This is a genomic window from Chryseobacterium luteum, assembly GCF_000737785.1.
In the GTDB taxonomy this organism is placed as follows: Bacteria; Bacteroidota; Bacteroidia; order Flavobacteriales; family Weeksellaceae; genus Chryseobacterium; species Chryseobacterium luteum.
Genome location: NZ_JPRO01000008.1, coordinates 1 through 16,099 on the forward strand (window position 1 = coordinate 1; position 16,099 = coordinate 16,099).

Consider the following 16,099-nt stretch of genomic DNA (forward strand, 5'->3'; position numbering starts at 1 on the left):
TAAAATGCAGAAAGATTTACTCTATTTATCCACCGACAGCAAGCAGATTATATTGCCTGCAAGCGGACACTATATTAATCAGGATCAGCCAGAAATCATAGAAGAAGCTGTAAATGATATGGTTAAAAAAATTACGGTTAAGTAAAAAGATCGTTATTTTCTCTTCACACTATCAGGGCGGCTTCAGGTTAAACTTTAATATATTTTCAATAGATTTTTAAGATTAAAATATTAAATTTGATAGAATTAATCGGTAGTTTATGAAGTTAATTGAGTTAGCTAAGGAGCTTAATGTTTCGGCAGAAGCCATCAAACAGTTTATCCAGGATTTTGATCTTGAACTGGGGGTCTGTATTAGTACCAACTTTGAAGTGAAGGAAGATTTTGAAAAATTTGCCCGTGAGAACCTGGATTTTTTAAAGCTTTATGAAAAAGATCTGGACAAAAATAAAACGGTGGAACAGATCGCTGAGGTGATCCATCAGCCCAAAGAAAAAGTGGAAGAAGCTATTAAGGAAAACAATTCCAATATTTTTGATAATGGCTTTTTCCGGTCATCAGTTTCAAGTTACGGGATTGATAATAAACTTGGTGGAAATTATCAGTTTGTTTATGATTATTTCGGACAGAAAACGAGTCTCCAGCATAGGGATTTTATCGGGTACAGAGATTTATTCTTTTATATATCTGGGGTTTTGGAGCCATTCCTGAATCCTCAGCAGATCAAAGACTGGGGTATTCATAAGCCGGCGGGAATTGTTCTGTACGGGCCTCCGGGAAGCGGGAAAATATTTTGGGCGACTAAAATTGCCGAGATTATCGGATATCAATTCAAAGAAGTCAAAAAACATTACTTGGGAACCTCCTTCATAGACGGAAATAAAACCAATTTCAATGATTTTCTGCTCACGATGATGAAAGAAGAAAAAGTCCTGCTTTTCCTGGATGATTTTGATGAGATCATGATGGAGAGAAAAGCGGAAACAGATCTGGCTTCCTGCAATCTGGAAACCCAGGAACTCATCCTGCATTATATCGGGAAATTTGAAAAAGAAGAGCTGCTGATGGTAGGTTCCGCCAATTCTGTTTCGGAGATTGATGAAGAAATTCTTGCTCCGGGAAGATTTGATGTCATGATCCCTGTATTTCCACCCAATGCAGCAGAGCGTTCGGAAATCATTCTGTATGCGATGACCAGAGAGCTTGAGGAAGATTCCCTTCTTTATAAGATTCTAAAAAATAACAAAGCTGATAAAGTTCCGTTCTGGCATGAGATCTCGTCCAAAATGAAGGCATTCAGCAATACCATGCTCATTGATTTTACACAGAGTCTTAAAAAACGACTTAAAAATCAATATCGGAAAACTAAAAATGAAAATCTTAAGATCGATCAGAATCTTTTGAATGCAGCGCTAAGGGATGCCGCCGGAAAGCTTACCGAAGAATACCTGGACCAGGTGGCAAGATTCCTGGCAGATGCTGTTATCAATAATTTCGACGAATTCAAAATCAGAATTCAGGCTCTGAAAAAAGAACTGGATACTTATAAAGCTGTTGAAGAACCGAGAAGGGCAATCGGGTTTCAGCATAATGGGGAAGAAGGTGATGGCGGTGCGCAGGGGTGAGTGTGGTGTGGGAGGGTTTTTGAGTTGGAGAGTTGTAGGGTTGGAGAGTTGGAGAGTTGTTTGGGGTTTAGTTTAAATTCTAGTTTCAGTCTAAATCGGATGTCTGAAATCCGGCATCTGAAATCTTCACGCTTTCTCATGAATATCAATACTTTTTATATTGTACAAAAATGAACAGCATCTGGGAACTGGAAACCTTTTACAGAAAAAGAGATATCGTCATTATCGGGGCCGGATTTTCCGGGCTTTGGACTGCTATATCCATTAAAGAGAAATATCCGGAAAAGTCGGTTTTAATTATTGAAAGAAATACCGTTCCACTGGGAGCTTCAACCCGGAATGCCGGTTTTGCATGCTTTGGAAGCCTGACGGAAGTGATCGCCGATTCTCAGAAAATGGGGTGGGAAAAGACACTGGAGTTGGTTAGGATGAGATTTGAAGGTCTCCGGAAGATCAGAAAATATTTTAAGAATAATGAAATAGATTTTGAACTGAACGGAGGATATGAAATTTTAAACAATGATGAGCCTTTACAGCAATTAGATACAGTAAATGAAAAAATGAAAGCAATAACCGGCCTAGCGGAAACCTATTTTCTTAACCAGGAAAAAATCAAACAATTCGGTTTTGGAAAATCTGAATTTCTGATTGAAAATCCCTGTGAAGGAAGTCTGCATTCCGGGAAATTATTGCAAAAATTATTAGAAAAATGCCATGAATTAAAAATTGAATTCCTTTTCGGAACAGAAGTCGGAAATATTGTTGAAACTTCAAATGAAATTGAAGTTCAGCTTTCAGAAAGTCTTTCCATTAAATCCAGTCAAATTATTCACTGTACCAACGCTTTTGCATCAAAATTTTTAAAAAGGGAAGAAATAATTCCTGCCCGCGGACAGGTTATTTTGACAGAACCGGTTGAAGGATTGAAGCTTAGAGGCACATTCCATTATGATGAAGGATTCTATTACTTCAGAAACCTTGGAAACAGAGTTCTTTTGGGTGGCGGACGGAATCAGGACTTTAAAACGGAAGAAACAACAGCTTTTGAGACCACAGAATTTCTACAGAAGCATTTGGAAAGCTTTTTAAAAGAAGTTATTTTACCCGGGCAAGACTTTAAGGTTGCACTTCGTTGGTCAGGAATTATGGCTATGGGTTTAGAAAAAACACCCATTGTGAAACAGCTTTCAGAAAGACAGTTTTGTGCCGTAAGGCTTTCAGGAATGGGAGTGGCACTGGCTCCGGAAATAGGAGAAATGATGGCTGGGATGGTGTAGATTTTAGACATCAGACATCAGACATCAGACATCAGACATCAGATTTTAGGTTTTAGTTTGAGGTTAAGCGAAGGTTTAAACTGAGATTTATAAGACTGTTTCATTTAAAGTTTCATAAATAAATTGAATTGATGAGGTGTTAAAAATGTATAAATACACAATTTTTTTATCCGTATCGACAATTCCGTTAGCTGTATTGGGCATATTTTTTGCGGGTGGAGGGCATGGAAATTATTTTTTGCTTTTACTGCTCTTTCCCTTTAGTCTGCTTGGAACACTCTTTAATGAAGGAATTTCTTTTATTTTTATAATTATAGGCTTGTTGCAACTTCCTATCTACGGCTTCCTGCTGGATAGATTTACAGTAAAAAAAGCATTTCCCATTATTATAGGGATTCATATTATCTTTATGATTTTTCTTTTTTTATTGAAAAGAGATGAGCTTTTCTAGTTAAGTGTTTTCCCACCAGTGCATAATTTCATTTGTTATTTTTTTTGAATTAAATTCATCCCGATAAAGGCCATAACCCACACATAATTCTGATTCTATGATGCACTGTATTTTCGGCATATCTGCTCCTTTTTCTAATTGCTGAAGTACTTTTTCTGCAAGATGGGCGCAGAAGTTTTTATTCATTCCCAAGGTTATGTTCATTGATATAATGAACTTTTTTAACAGTTCAAAATTTGTGTTGTGATCATTAATTAAAATATTCATGTAGTTTATATCCATACAATACCATTTTTAAGTGAGACAAATATAGATTTAAATGGTAAATCTGATAAAAATTTTAGACACTGGATTTCAGACTAAGACTTAGATTAAAATAATTATTGAACTCTATTCTCAAACCCTACAACTCTCAAACCCGAATCCCGCACCCCGAAACTCTAAACCCTCAAACGCTCCAACTCTAAAACCCTCCCACACACAAACTCAAACTCTCAAACCCCAAAAAAATCCGTATTTTTGTATAAAATAAAAAATTCGTGATCAACAACGACCAGATAAAAGAAGTTCAGTCCAGAATAGGAGACTTATATAAATACCTTCAGATCGAAAAAAAGAAGATAGAAATAGCGAATGATGATGAAAAAACAGCTGCTCCCGAATTTTGGGACAACCCAAAAGAAGCGGAAGTATTTCTGAAGCAGCTCCGTTCCAGAAAAAGATGGGTAGAGGATTATGAAGAAATTACTACCCAGTTTGAAGACCTGCAGGTGCTGGCAGAATTTGCCAGAGAAGATCCGGATTCTGAGAAAGAGCTGGATGACACATTTCCAAAGCTTGTTGAAAAAATAGAAGACCTGGAATTTAAAAACATGCTTTCCAATGAAGGGGATGAACTTTCTGCCGTTCTCCAGATCACAGCAGGAGCCGGAGGTACGGAAAGTTGTGACTGGGCTTCGATGCTGATGAGAATGTACACCATGTGGGCCGAAAAGCAGGGCTATAAAATCCGTGAGCTTAACTATCAGGAAGGGGAAGTAGCCGGAGTGAAAACCGTTACACTGGAGATCGATGGTGAATATGCCTTCGGATACCTGAAAGGGGAGAACGGGGTACACAGGCTGGTAAGGATTTCTCCTTTTGACAGCAATGCCAAGCGGCACACAAGTTTCGTTTCAGTATACGTTTACCCTTTGGTGGACGATACCATTGAAATTAACATCAATCCTGCTGATATTTCCTTTGAAACCATGAGGTCTTCCGGAGCCGGAGGTCAGAACGTAAACAAGGTAGAAACTGCCGTACGTCTTCGCCACGCACCCACAGGAATTATTATTGAAAACTCCGAATCACGTTCGCAACTTCAAAATAAAGAAAAGGCAATGCAGCTCCTTCGTTCAAGACTTTACGAAATGGAACTTGAAGCCCGTATGAAAGCAAGAACAGAGATAGAAGCCAATAAGATGAAAATAGAGTGGGGAAGCCAGATCCGGAACTACGTGATGCATCCGTATAAGCTGGTAAAAGATGTCCGTTCCGCTCATGAAACTTCAGATGTGGATTCCGTAATGAACGGGAATATCACACCATTCCTGAAAGCCTTCCTGATGGCCGATGGTACGGCTGTTTCAGACGATGATATGGACTTGTAAAATATCATGTCCGTATTTTAGTTAAAATCTTATAATTAATTTTTGTTTAAGACTTTTTACGCTTACTTTTGTTGTTAATCGTTATATATGGAAGATTTCAATAGCTGGAGAGATTTGATGAACCCCGAATTTTATATCAAAATGGGTGGGTTCTGGCTTATTTTATTTATTGTTTTTGCTGAGACAGGTCTGTTTGTAGGATTTTTCCTGCCGGGAGATTCATTGCTGTTTGTTTCAGGAATTTATGCTGTTGAAATTATCAAAGAGACTTTCGGCTCTACAGGGAGCGACTTTTTAGATACAACTATTCTGGCTTCCTGCGTAGCGCTTGCTGCCATTATTGGAAATGAGGTGGGCTATTACTTTGGTGTGAAAACAGGTCCTGCCTTATACAAAAAGCAAGATACCATGCTTTTTAAGAAAAAATACCTTTATCAGGCCCACGATTTTTTTGAAAAACACGGGGCACTGGCAATTATTATGGCCAGATTTTTACCGGTGGTGAGAACCTTTACTCCAATTGTTGCAGGTATCGTAAAAATGGACAAAAAAGAATTCCTGAGAGATAATGTTATCGGGGCAGTTCTCTGGTCATTCGTCCTGATCTTTGCCGGACATTATCTGGACAAACTTTTCCAGGAGCAGTTCGGAATCAATTTAAAAGAGAAACTGGAACTGATCATTATTATCATTGTTCTGGTAACGACGCTTCCGGTAATCATCAAATTTGTTTTCGGGAAGAAAGAAGACTTCTCTAAATATGAAAACAAGGATCCTGAATAAGACTGCAAATTTGTTTAAACCATTAAGCAGAATTTAGGAATAAAGTATAATTAAGATAAATCATTCTGATTTTTAAGGCTTTTAGAGGCTTATAACTTATTATCTTAATGGTTCAAAAATAAAAGCTTAAACAAGCTTTACAAAAAAAGAAAAATAATCTGCTTCCGGCAGGTTATTTTTTTACCCATTCCAGAATGTTCGGATAAATAATACTGTCTCTTTTCATTTTGCTGAAAAACCTCGGAACGTGGCCTGTTCTTTCCATAAAAATGAATTTGTGAGGCACATTCTGTTTTGTAAGCGCAGAATCCATGGACAATCCCTGATGCTGATTCACCAGAAAATCATTATTCCCCTGGAATAATAGCGTGGGAACGTTGGATATATTGGCAACCGGGCTCGCTTCTTTAAAGGCTTCAGAGATATTTTTACGGTCAAATTTTGTTCCTACCACCTTCTGGAAAGTGGGAGAAGTATATTTTGAATAAAATGAATTAAGGTATTCCGGACTGTAAAAATCCGTCGGACCACTCATGGAAATGATCTTTTTAACCTGTTCAGGATGTTTGTATCCGTAGAGCAGGGCAAGGTGTCCGCCGGCACTTTCCCCAAGCAGAATATAATTATCGGGTTGAAGTTCTGCTTTTTCGGCCAGGGAATTAAACTTTTCAATGGCAGCACCAATATCTTCCAGTTGCTGCTTATAAGTAATATTTTTGTGTTTTGAAACCAGCCTGTAATTCATATTGATGCTCGGGATCTTGTTTTCAAAAAGCATTTTCTGAACCTGGATCATATGTTCCTTCTTTCCGAGAGTCCAGGCACCTCCATGTACGATAAGAACTACAGGCGCATCCTGTGCATAATCTAATGGAAGAAAAACATCCATTTTATGTCTTTTATGCTCGCCGTATTTTAAATTATATATTTTCTGCTGTCCGCCGGTGCCTACCCAGACCCTGAATTTTGTATTACATGACTGCAGCATGAAACTAAGGCATCCTACAACAAAAAAATGGTATCTGAGAACAAGCTTTTTCATAAGATAAAATTAGGCAAAATGTAGATGGAAACCGAAGATAAAAACGTGATTTTTATGACCCTAGTTAATGATTCTGTGCCTCCTTTTTAGTTAGCTTCCATTGGTTGCCAATATATGAGAATGTATAAAAATAATGACCTCGGGGAATATTTCTTATTTCAACAATTACGATATCCTTATTGGCATAAAGACCAAAATCTACTTTTAATCTCGTATTATAGGGGTGGAATTCAGCTTTCTGCTTATTCCCGCGATAATAATATACCATTACATTTCTTGCCGGTTCAGAAGCTTGCGGAAATTTTTCTATAAAATCATAATAGCCTTCCTGTTTGTAGTCATTTAAGAGAACATTATTAATTGGCATTCTTCCAAAGTCATAAGTGGGAAAAAGATTTTTCTTTAGTTTTTTGGCAGCATAATCAAACGTATCTTTTGTCCAGAAAAGCTGGTCGAGAAATAAACTTTTACTGAATTCTAAAGTAGACATCGAAGCACAGTTGCTTATGTTATCATTGATAAAAGTACTGGTATGTATACTTACTGATATATTGTTTTTGGGGAATAATTCTTTTGGAATACTGTTGAATATGACCATTCTCAACGCTTCAAACTTTTCTTTTTCCCGGGTATGTTTTTGTTTAAATTCTTTTAAAATATTATCCTCCTTTTCAAAAAACTCTTTACAATCATCTGAAGCGCATCCATTAGCCTCAGGAACACCGGGAACCGCAGGACAGGCATCGTCTTTATCCGGGATACCATCGCCATCAGTATCCGGCCACGGACAACCGTTATTTTCAGCATTACCTTTTTCGTTGACACATCCATCTTCCTTATCAATAACACCGTCACCGTCATTGTCTGGCCACGGACAGCCTTTAATTTCTGAGAAACCACTTTCTTTCGGATATTTGTCCAGATAAAAAAAAATACCGTCCTGATCTTCATCCGAAAGGCAGGTCTTTTTAGAATATTGTTTTTTACATTTTCTGAACTCTTCTTTATTTTTTATTTCCTGAGAATATAAGCAGAGTGCTGAAAACAGTAAAAATATAAAATATCGTTTCATTTTTTAATCCAGATCTGTTTATTGTTTCTCTCCTGTTTTCATTTTCTGCCAGCATTCTTATTATAATGCTTACAGTGCATGGTATTTTATTTTTTAAACAGGGTAAAAGTAAGCAGAGTTTTGTTCAGATAAATGCATCATCATCAGAAATATTTAAAATTAATATCCAGAAACAAATAAAAACAGATTATAATAATTATTTTTGCCCGACTTAACATAGATTAAAAAAATATTAAAATATGGCATCTGGTTTTTTTGCAATTTTAGATGATATTGCGGCACTAATGGATGATGTGGCGGTTACAAGTAAAATAGCTACACAGAAAACGGCGGGTATTCTTGGAGATGATCTGGCTGTGAATGCAGAGAAAGCCACAGGTTTCCTTTCTTCACGGGAAATTCCGGTTTTGTGGGCAATTACAAAAGGCTCGTTCATCAACAAACTGATCATTCTGCCTGTTGTTTTTTTGCTCAACTGGCTGTATGCTCCGGCAATTAATTATGTATTGATTCTCGGAGGATTATATTTAGCTTTTGAAGGTGTTGAAAAAATTATAGAATTTCTTTTTCACCGCGAAAAGGAAGGTCATGAAGTTGTGGAAGAAATTGTAGAAGATGAAAAAAGTGACGAAGAGATAGAAAAATCGAAGATAAAATCGGCAGTTACTACAGATTTTATTCTGTCAATTGAGATTGTAATTATTGCTTTGGGAACAGTTTTGGAAGAAAGCCATCCTTTCATTACACAGATTTTAGTAACGAGTTTAGTAGCATTCATTGCGACCGTAGGAGTTTATGGAATTGTTGCTTTGATCGTAAGAATGGACGATGCAGGATTTAAATTAATCAAAAAAAGTAATGATAAAGGATTCTTCGGAAAGCTTGGGCATCTATTGGTGAAAGCCCTTCCTATCGTTATTAAAGCTTTGGGAGTTATCGGTACGATTGCCTTAATTATGGTAGCCGGCGGAATTTTTGCCCATAGAGTAGAATTTCTTCACCATGTTTTACCTTCCTGGTCTTCTAATGAGATTCTTACTATTTTAAAAGAAATTATTCTTGGCCTTGTAGGAGGTTTATTGGCTGTAGCGCTTTTTACGATCGGAAAGAAAACGTATTCACTTGTGGCTAAAAAGTAAATCTGGATAACATGATAAAACAAAGCCGTATCACATCTGTGAATACGGTTTTTATGTTTTTTTACACAGAAGATAAAAGGCTGGTTTAACTTGTACTGTCACTTGGGTAAAGGTATATTTGCAAAAAAAAATAAACATGACAAAAAAAATATTCTATGTAACCTTTTTATTTTCCTCATTATTTTCAAATGCGCAGACCCTGGATACTACTTTCGGTACGAATGGATTCAATTTCACTAATCCGTCAACAGTTTTTGACAAATCAGGTGATTTCCTCATAGAGGCAGATAACAGCATGATTGTGCTCGGAAATGTAGGTCCAGGATCAAAAAGAGCTATTTATAAAGTAGATGCCAATGGAAATCTGGATACATCATTTGGAACCGGAGGGGTACAGATTACTCAGAATCAATCTTCCCAGTATAAAATCATTAAATTAAGTTCGGGTAAATATTTAACGATCGGAAGTGTAGGCCATACAAACAACCAGAATTTCTTTATTGAAAGATTCAATACAAACGGTACTTTAGATACAACGTTTGGAATCGAAGGCGGACTTGCTGTCAATATGGGGTATCCTGCTAATGTGGAAACCATTGATGTTGCTTTCAGTGCCGTAGAATTATCAGATGGAAAAATCATTGTATGCGGTGGGGCCGAATATGGATATCCAAAAAGGAGATCATGCCTATTAAAATTGAATCAGGATGGTTCCGCAGATACAACCTTTGGGACTAATGGAAAACTTTATTTTACCATTAACACCGGAGTATCTCAGGAAAGAGTAAATGCCCTAAGCATTCTGATAGCTAATAATAAACTTATTGTTGCCGGAATAGGAAGAATTAATGATACCACTGACAATGTAAACGGGCCTGGTGATATTTATGTGGTAAGATTAAATATGAACGGGACTATTGATACAACTTTCGGAACCAATGGCAAATTGATTTTCAATCTTGGGAATCCCTTTGAGTTTGGAAATATGATTCAGGATCCTAACGGAAATTTTTATATCGCAGGCTCTGCCTTCAATAATGGTATCAGAGACTCCTGGGTGGCAAAAATAAATTCTGAAGGCCAGTTTATCAACAGTTTTGGAACCGCAGGTATTGTAAAACGGAAGGTGGTCAACATCCCGAATGTTACAAGTGAAGTACCGAACTCTATACTTTTGGGTAATAATGGGATCTATGTAGGAGGTACATTTTATTTTACAGGAAGTTATTTGGATTATGACTGGATGTTTCTGACCAAATTTAATTTTGACGGAACTCCCGACCTGTCATTTGGAACTAACGGATTATTCAGACTCCCAACCTCTAATTCTGTCCGAAGATTATCCGCGATGAAATTTGACAGCAATAAAAAAATCCTGATTTCTGGAGATTCCACTCATGATGACAGACAATTTGCGCTGGCCAGAATTACTATAAATAATGAATCTCTAAGTACAGGTGAAGTAGCGGGGAAAACAGAACTCTCATTCTATCCAAACCCTGTGACAGATTTCCTGTATATTGATTTAAATTCTGAAAGTACGCCGGAAAATTTATCCTTATACAGCATGGATGGAAAGCTGATTAAACCCCTGGAATATATCCGACAGGGGGATAAATTGAAGGTTGACCTTCAAAACTATGTGTCCGGAACGTATTTGATTCACATAAAATATGATAAGAAAGATCAGACTCTAAAGATTATAAAAAAGTAAACTTAGAATAAAAGCAGGTTTAAATACTTTTGAAACCTGCCGTCAATGTTTTACTTATATCAAAAAAAAGAGGCTTTTTAAAGCCTCTTTTATATTTTAATTGAATAAATCTTTCACTTTATCAAAAAAAGTTTTTTCCTTTCCGGAAGGTTCTGCAACCATTTCTCCGCTTAACATCTGCTTTTCAAAGAAATCTTTCTGTTCTTTCGTCAGTTTTTGCGGCGTCCATACATTAATGTGGATGAACATATCACCTTTTCCATAGCTGTCGATGCTTGGGAGGCCTTTCCCTGCCAGTCTCAGGATCTTTCCGGACTGTGTGCCCGGATCAATGGTAATTTTCACTTTACCGCCTACCGTAGGAACCTCTTTCTTAGCTCCTAAAGCTGCTTCTGCGAAAGAAATATACAATTCCTGGTGAAGATTATCTCCCTCTCTCTTAATCGTTTTATCTACTTCCTCTTCAATGATCACCAACAGGTCTCCGGGAATTCCTCCAAATGGAGCATCATTTCCTTTTCCTCTTACATTCAGCTGGATACCGTCTCTTGCACCGGCAGGAATATTGATAGAGATTTCCTCCTCATCTTTGATTAGTCCCTGTGCATTGGCTCCTGCTGGAATTTTATCGGCTACTTTCCCGATTCCCTGACAGGTTCCACAGGTAGTCTGTGTCTGCATCTGTCCGAACATCGTGTTCATAACCTTTAGCTGAACACCGGAACCGTTACAGGTAGGACATATTTTTGAAGTGGCACCTTCCGCCATCTTCATTTTTTTTACTTTGATGGTTTTCTGGGTTCCGTTTACCATTTCTTCAAGGCTCAGCTTGATTCTGATTCTTAAATTAGAACCCTTCACCTGCTGACGTCCCCCGCCATTTCCACCAAAACCTCCGAAGCCGCCACCGAAAATATCTCCAAACTGGCTGAAAATATCCTCCATGTTCATACCTCCGCCGAAGCCTCCGCCTCCGTAACCGCCATTACCACTCATTCCGGCATGGCCGAACTGGTCATATCTGGCACGTTTCTGGTCGTCGCTCAGTACTTCATAAGCCTCTGCAGCTTCCTTAAATTTTTCTTCAGCCTCTCTGTCTCCCGGATTTTTATCTGGGTGATATTTGATGGCCATTTTTCGGTATGCCTTCTTTATCTCGTCGGCCGATGCAGATTTACTGATCTCAAGAACTTCGTAATAATCTCTTTTTGACATGTTGATTATAATTGATTACTGATAAATAATAACTGTTGCGTATGGCTTAAAGCCTGCTGCCAATCAATTATCTATCATCATTTATCATTTATTTAATATTAGTTTCCTGTTACTACTTTTGCAAAACGGATCACTTTATCACCTAAAATATATCCTGTTTCTATAACATCTACGATTTTGCCTTTCAGATCTTCAGACGGTGCCGGAATTTGAGTGATCGCCTCATGGAAGTCTACATTGAATGTATCCCCTGCATTAACTTCCATAGGTTTTAAGCCTTTTTCTGTAAGTTTGTTTTTGAATTTCTGATAGATCAGCTCCACACCCTGAAGGTCAGATGTATTTCCGTTTTTAGCAATTTCTTTTAAAGCTCTTTCGAAATCATCCAGAACTCCCAACATAGAAACCATCATATCCTGATTGGCATACTGGAAGAATTCCATCTTCTCTTTCGCCGTTCTTTTTTTATAATTTTCGAATTCAGCGTATAATCTGATGTAACGGTCTTTCTCTTCTGCCAAAAGTTCCTCTGCAGAAGGTGCTGCTGTCACATTTTCCCCAGACACTGCTTCGTCCTGAATGTTGTTTACTTCCTGATTATTGATGCTTTCTTCGTTAATATCCTGATTTTCCATAATTCAATATTTATTTAAATAGTTGTTTGACAAAGAACCTGCCAAATACAAAAAATGGACATTAAGGCAGAAAAATAGATAGGTAATTGATTTGTGAATGGTCAATTTTGCTTCGCAATTGAATAGTCAATTGCTGTATGTTATAAACTTCACTATTGACGATTCACTATTGTTTTATTGTGAATGGTCAATTTTGCTTCGCAAGTGAATGGTCAATGGCTGTCTGTTGTAAACTTCACCATTGATGATTCACCAGCCACTGTTGTGCATTTTTTTATTGTGAATGGTCAATTTGCTTAGCAAGTGAGTGGTCAATGGCTGTATGTTGTAAACTTCACTATTGACGATTCACCAGTACTTTTATTATGAATGGTCAATTTTGCTTCGCAAGTGAATGGTCAATGGCTGTCTGTTGTAAACTTCACCATTGATGATTCACCAGCCACTGTTGTGCATTTTTTTATTGTGAATGGTCAATTTGCTTCGCAAGTGAGTGGTCAATTGCTGTATGTTGTAAACTTCACTATTGACGATTCACCAAGTCAATTGCTGTCAGTTGTAAAATTCACCATTGACGATTCACCATTCACTGTTGTTTTATTGTGAATGGTCAATTTGCTTCACAAGTGAAATGGAATAATTTGTCTGGGAAAAATTCACAATTCACCATTGATAATTCACGTTTTACTACCCGGAAAAAGTCTGGTAAAGCAAGTACAGGTTTAAAATAATGATCACAAAAGAAATAATCCAGACCCCTATTTTCATTACGGGCTTATTTACAAATTCCCCCATTTTGGCTTTGTCATTGGTAAACATCACCAAAGGAACCACGGCGAAACTCAGCTGCATGGATAAGATGACCTGGCTTAAAACCAATAAATCCGTTGTTCCCTGTTCGCCGTAAATAATAGCAACGATTAAAGCCGGGATCACGGCAATGAGTCTTGTGATCAGCCTTCTCAGCCATGGTTTTAATCTGATGTTTAAGAAGCCTTCCATCACGATCTGCCCTGCAAGAGTTCCCGTCAGGGTAGAATTCTGTCCTGATGCCAGTAGAGCAATGGCGAAAGCAATACTTGCCATAGAAGCCCCGAGAATTGGAGTCAGCATTTTATATGCATCATGAATGTCTGCCACATGCTTGTTTCCTGTAGTATGGAAGGTTGCGGCTGCTAAAATAAGTATGGCTGCATTGATAAAGAAAGCGAGCATCAGTGAGACTGTACTGTCCAGCGTTGCAAATTTTATCGCTTCTTTTTTGCCTTCTCGGTCTCTTGAGTAATCTCTCGTCTGAACAATACTGCTATGGAGATATAGATTATGGGGCATAACCGTAGCCCCCAGGATTCCGATAGCGATATAAAGCATTGCGGGATTTTGAATGATTTCCTTTTGAGGAACGAGCCCGCCAAGAATTTCATTGAAAGCCGGCTGTGAAATTGCAATTTCATAAATAAAGCATGCTAGAATAATAAAAATAAGTCCGCCAACAATACTTTCTATCCATCTGAAGCCTTTAGCCTGAAGCAAAAGAATGATCAGGACATCCACTGTTGTGATCACAATTCCCCAGGTAAGAGGGATGTGAAACAACAGGTTTAATGCAATGGCAGAACCGATGACCTCGGCGAGATCACAGGCGGCAATGGCTATTTCACAGAATATCCATAAAATAAAATTGGTGGTAGGGCTAAAGTGATCACGGCAGGCCTGTGCCAGATCTCTTTCGGCAACAACACCTAATTTTACAGATAAATGCTGCAAAACCATTGCGAAAATATTTGAAATAAGAATCACGGAAAGAAGGGTATACCCGAACTGGGCACCTCCGGCAATATCCGTTGCCCAGTTCCCCGGGTCCATATATCCTACAGCGATCATCAGTCCGGGCCCGGCAAAGGCTAGGTATTTTCTCCAGAAATTACCTTTACGGGGTACTTTTATAGATGAATATACCTCCGGGAGGGAATGGGATGTTTTATCTTTACGCCAGGCGTTATTTAATTTAAGATTCATAAATGTTAGAAATGACTAACAAATTTAATTAAATAAATATAAATGTGAAAGCAAAGGGATAAAAAAAATCCCGAAAACTAATTTCCGGGATTCTATTTTTAAAGATTTTAAAATCTATTTGGCAAATCTTACAGACATTCTTCTGTCTGCGGCTCTTTCTGCGTCAGAAGCTTTAGCATCTACTTTCGCAAATTTGCTTCCGTAACCTTCTGCTCCTAAAACCTGATTTCCAACGCCTGCTTTTGCTAAAGCATTTTTGATGAAATCAGCTCTGGACAGAGACAGTTTTACGTTGGCAGCTTCATCTCCTACTTTGTCAGTATACCCTCCGATTTTGATTTTTGCATCCGGGAATGCTTTCAAAATTGCTACCAGATTATCAAGCTGTCCCTGGGAACCTGCTTCAAGTTCAGTAGAGCTTCCCATTTTGAAATTTACATGGTCAAAATCATACCATTTATCTTTTAATGCTGCATCATCAGCTGCATTTTTATAATTTCCTGATTTCAGGAAGGTAATCATCTGGTCTTCCATACCGCCTTTATAGCCTTTCAGCATAACACCATTAAGATCAATATTTTCATCAGTTCTGGCTGCCGGGGCTGTAGCTGTTGAAGTATCTGCAGGCATGGTGGTGGCTGTATCTGTTTTTACTCCTGTAGAATCAACTACTGTAGTGGTAGTGGTTGTTTCTTTCTTTTCACACTGCTTCCATATGAAATAAGCAGCAGCGATTAAAAGTAAAAGCGGAAGCAACCATTTCCAGATTGAACCTCCGCCTTCATTATTATTTCTGTCAGGATCGGTCCCTGCAGATGTTGTACTTCTTGTAACTTCTATTTTCGGCTCCTCACTTACAGCTGGTCTAATGGTATCATTGTCGTTATCAAATTTATACCCTTTTGCCCAGTCCCCAATATTCAGAGATGCCAGGGAAAGTCCTGCCGGTAAAAGTGAAGACACGATCCCTTTTTGCTCGCTTAACAGGTTTGAAATCCCTGATTTATCTAAGTTATTATCAGCAACATATTTTCCGATAGAACCTACCGTAGCTCCTGTTACCAGATTCAATAGTGAACCGGATGAGTTATTGCTGATTCCTGCATAACTAGCAATAGCATTTACTATTCCACTGATCTTATCTCCAAAAATAGAGGTCAGCAGACTGGAAATGATAGGGCTGGTGGATGCACCACTTAATAAATTTCCTAAAATTCCGCTTGAAGAAGCATTGCTGATTGCATCCAAAACTTCCGGGTTATCAGAATTGTTTGCCAAGCCTCCCACAACTGCAGGAAGCATACCTCCAATTGCTTTTGAAATACCAGACTCGCTTTCTCCAAACTGAGAAGCTGCTTGCGAAACTAAAGCGGGACCTAACTGTCCTTTAATTAAATCAATGACATTTAAAGACATAATAAATTATTTTTAAGATTAATGTTAAATAAATTTAAACAAAAATCTGTCCAAAGTCA

General features: G+C 37.9%; 14 protein-coding genes. 7 read left to right on the top strand and 7 right to left on the bottom strand.

The window, feature by feature from the left end; translation table 11 throughout:
• Positions 1-260 precede the first annotated feature (260 nt).
• The 3 genes from IX38_RS10920 to IX38_RS10930 all read left to right on the top strand — a co-directional run bounded on the left by IX38_RS10920 (position 261) and on the right by IX38_RS10930 (position 3,353).
• Complete coding sequence (locus IX38_RS10920; protein ID WP_034704820.1) at positions 261-1,625, top strand: AAA family ATPase; 1,365 nt, start codon at positions 261-263, stop codon at positions 1,623-1,625.
• 170 nt (positions 1,626-1,795) lie between these two features.
• Positions 1,796-2,902, top strand: coding sequence for an NAD(P)/FAD-dependent oxidoreductase (locus IX38_RS10925; RefSeq protein ID WP_034704821.1), 1,107 nt, complete (start codon positions 1,796-1,798; stop codon positions 2,900-2,902).
• 145 nt (positions 2,903-3,047) lie between these two features.
• Positions 3,048-3,353 carry a hypothetical protein gene (locus tag IX38_RS10930; protein WP_034704823.1) on the top strand — a complete coding sequence of 102 codons (306 nt, stop codon included), beginning with the start codon at positions 3,048-3,050 and terminating at the stop codon, positions 3,351-3,353.
• On the opposite strand, the gene IX38_RS10935 is transcribed toward IX38_RS10930, so the two are convergent.
• Entirely contained in the window at positions 3,354-3,635 is a 282-nt protein-coding gene (locus tag IX38_RS10935) for a hypothetical protein (protein WP_034704824.1), read from the bottom strand.
• Between the two features lie 257 nt (positions 3,636-3,892).
• Here IX38_RS10935 and prfB point away from each other — a divergent pair, with 257 nt between their 5' ends.
• Positions 3,893-5,005: a peptide chain release factor 2 gene (prfB, locus tag IX38_RS10940; RefSeq protein WP_034704825.1), complete on the top strand. Its 1,113-nt coding sequence runs from the start codon at positions 3,893-3,895 to the stop codon at positions 5,003-5,005.
• Positions 5,006-5,092: 87 nt separating this feature from the next.
• Complete coding sequence (locus IX38_RS10945) at positions 5,093-5,788, top strand: DedA family protein (RefSeq protein WP_034704827.1); 696 nt, start codon at positions 5,093-5,095, stop codon at positions 5,786-5,788.
• A gap of 172 nt (positions 5,789-5,960) precedes the next feature.
• Here IX38_RS10945 and IX38_RS10950 read toward each other — a convergent pair whose 3' ends face one another.
• Complete coding sequence (locus tag IX38_RS10950; protein WP_034704828.1) at positions 5,961-6,830, bottom strand: alpha/beta hydrolase; 870 nt, start codon at positions 6,828-6,830, stop codon at positions 5,961-5,963.
• A 64-nt stretch (positions 6,831-6,894) separates the two neighbouring features.
• Positions 6,895-7,902 carry a thrombospondin type 3 repeat-containing protein gene (locus tag IX38_RS23450; RefSeq protein ID WP_034704829.1) on the bottom strand — a complete coding sequence of 336 codons (1,008 nt, stop codon included), beginning with the start codon at positions 7,900-7,902 and terminating at the stop codon, positions 6,895-6,897.
• Between the two features lie 239 nt (positions 7,903-8,141).
• Here IX38_RS23450 and IX38_RS10960 point away from each other — a divergent pair, with 239 nt between their 5' ends.
• Positions 8,142-9,041 carry a DUF808 domain-containing protein gene (locus tag IX38_RS10960; RefSeq protein ID WP_034704831.1) on the top strand — a complete coding sequence of 300 codons (900 nt, stop codon included), beginning with the start codon at positions 8,142-8,144 and terminating at the stop codon, positions 9,039-9,041.
• 136 nt (positions 9,042-9,177) lie between these two features.
• A complete protein-coding gene (locus IX38_RS10965; protein WP_034704834.1) occupies positions 9,178-10,755 on the top strand; it encodes a T9SS type A sorting domain-containing protein in 1,578 nt (525 codons plus the stop codon).
• Positions 10,756-10,851: 96 nt separating this feature from the next.
• Here the strand turns inward: IX38_RS10965 and dnaJ are convergent, their stop codons facing one another.
• From dnaJ to IX38_RS10990, 4 genes are all read right to left on the bottom strand, one after another.
• Positions 10,852-11,970, bottom strand: coding sequence for a molecular chaperone DnaJ (gene dnaJ, locus IX38_RS10970; protein WP_034704836.1), 1,119 nt, complete (start codon positions 11,968-11,970; stop codon positions 10,852-10,854).
• A gap of 98 nt (positions 11,971-12,068) precedes the next feature.
• Complete coding sequence (locus IX38_RS10975; protein ID WP_034704839.1) at positions 12,069-12,605, bottom strand: nucleotide exchange factor GrpE; 537 nt, start codon at positions 12,603-12,605, stop codon at positions 12,069-12,071.
• A 687-nt stretch (positions 12,606-13,292) separates the two neighbouring features.
• Complete coding sequence (locus IX38_RS10985) at positions 13,293-14,624, bottom strand: Nramp family divalent metal transporter (RefSeq protein ID WP_034704843.1); 1,332 nt, start codon at positions 14,622-14,624, stop codon at positions 13,293-13,295.
• A 114-nt stretch (positions 14,625-14,738) separates the two neighbouring features.
• A complete protein-coding gene (locus IX38_RS10990) occupies positions 14,739-16,040 on the bottom strand; it encodes an OmpA family protein (RefSeq protein WP_034704844.1) in 1,302 nt (433 codons plus the stop codon).
• Positions 16,041-16,099 lie beyond the last annotated feature (59 nt).

What these genes read in the sequence shown, in the direction of transcription:
- IX38_RS10990 (WP_034704844.1), bottom strand. Translation starts at nt 16,040, where the DNA reads ATGTCTTTAAATGTCATTGATTTAATTAAAGGACAGTTAGGTCCCGCT.
- IX38_RS10965 (WP_034704834.1), top strand. Translation starts at nt 9,178, where the DNA reads ATGACAAAAAAAATATTCTATGTAACCTTTTTATTTTCCTCATTATTT.
- IX38_RS10985 (WP_034704843.1), bottom strand. Translation starts at nt 14,624, where the DNA reads ATGAATCTTAAATTAAATAACGCCTGGCGTAAAGATAAAACATCCCAT.
- IX38_RS10975 (WP_034704839.1), bottom strand. Translation starts at nt 12,605, where the DNA reads ATGGAAAATCAGGATATTAACGAAGAAAGCATCAATAATCAGGAAGTA.
- IX38_RS10920 (WP_034704820.1), top strand. Translation starts at nt 261, where the DNA reads ATGAAGTTAATTGAGTTAGCTAAGGAGCTTAATGTTTCGGCAGAAGCC.
- IX38_RS10950 (WP_034704828.1), bottom strand. Translation starts at nt 6,830, where the DNA reads ATGAAAAAGCTTGTTCTCAGATACCATTTTTTTGTTGTAGGATGCCTT.
- IX38_RS10925 (WP_034704821.1), top strand. Translation starts at nt 1,796, where the DNA reads ATGAACAGCATCTGGGAACTGGAAACCTTTTACAGAAAAAGAGATATC.
- IX38_RS10945 (WP_034704827.1), top strand. Translation starts at nt 5,093, where the DNA reads ATGGAAGATTTCAATAGCTGGAGAGATTTGATGAACCCCGAATTTTAT.
- IX38_RS10935 (WP_034704824.1), bottom strand. Translation starts at nt 3,635, where the DNA reads ATGGATATAAACTACATGAATATTTTAATTAATGATCACAACACAAAT.
- IX38_RS10930 (WP_034704823.1), top strand. Translation starts at nt 3,048, where the DNA reads ATGTATAAATACACAATTTTTTTATCCGTATCGACAATTCCGTTAGCT.
- IX38_RS23450 (WP_034704829.1), bottom strand. Translation starts at nt 7,902, where the DNA reads ATGAAACGATATTTTATATTTTTACTGTTTTCAGCACTCTGCTTATAT.
- dnaJ (WP_034704836.1), bottom strand. Translation starts at nt 11,970, where the DNA reads ATGTCAAAAAGAGATTATTACGAAGTTCTTGAGATCAGTAAATCTGCA.
- IX38_RS10960 (WP_034704831.1), top strand. Translation starts at nt 8,142, where the DNA reads ATGGCATCTGGTTTTTTTGCAATTTTAGATGATATTGCGGCACTAATG.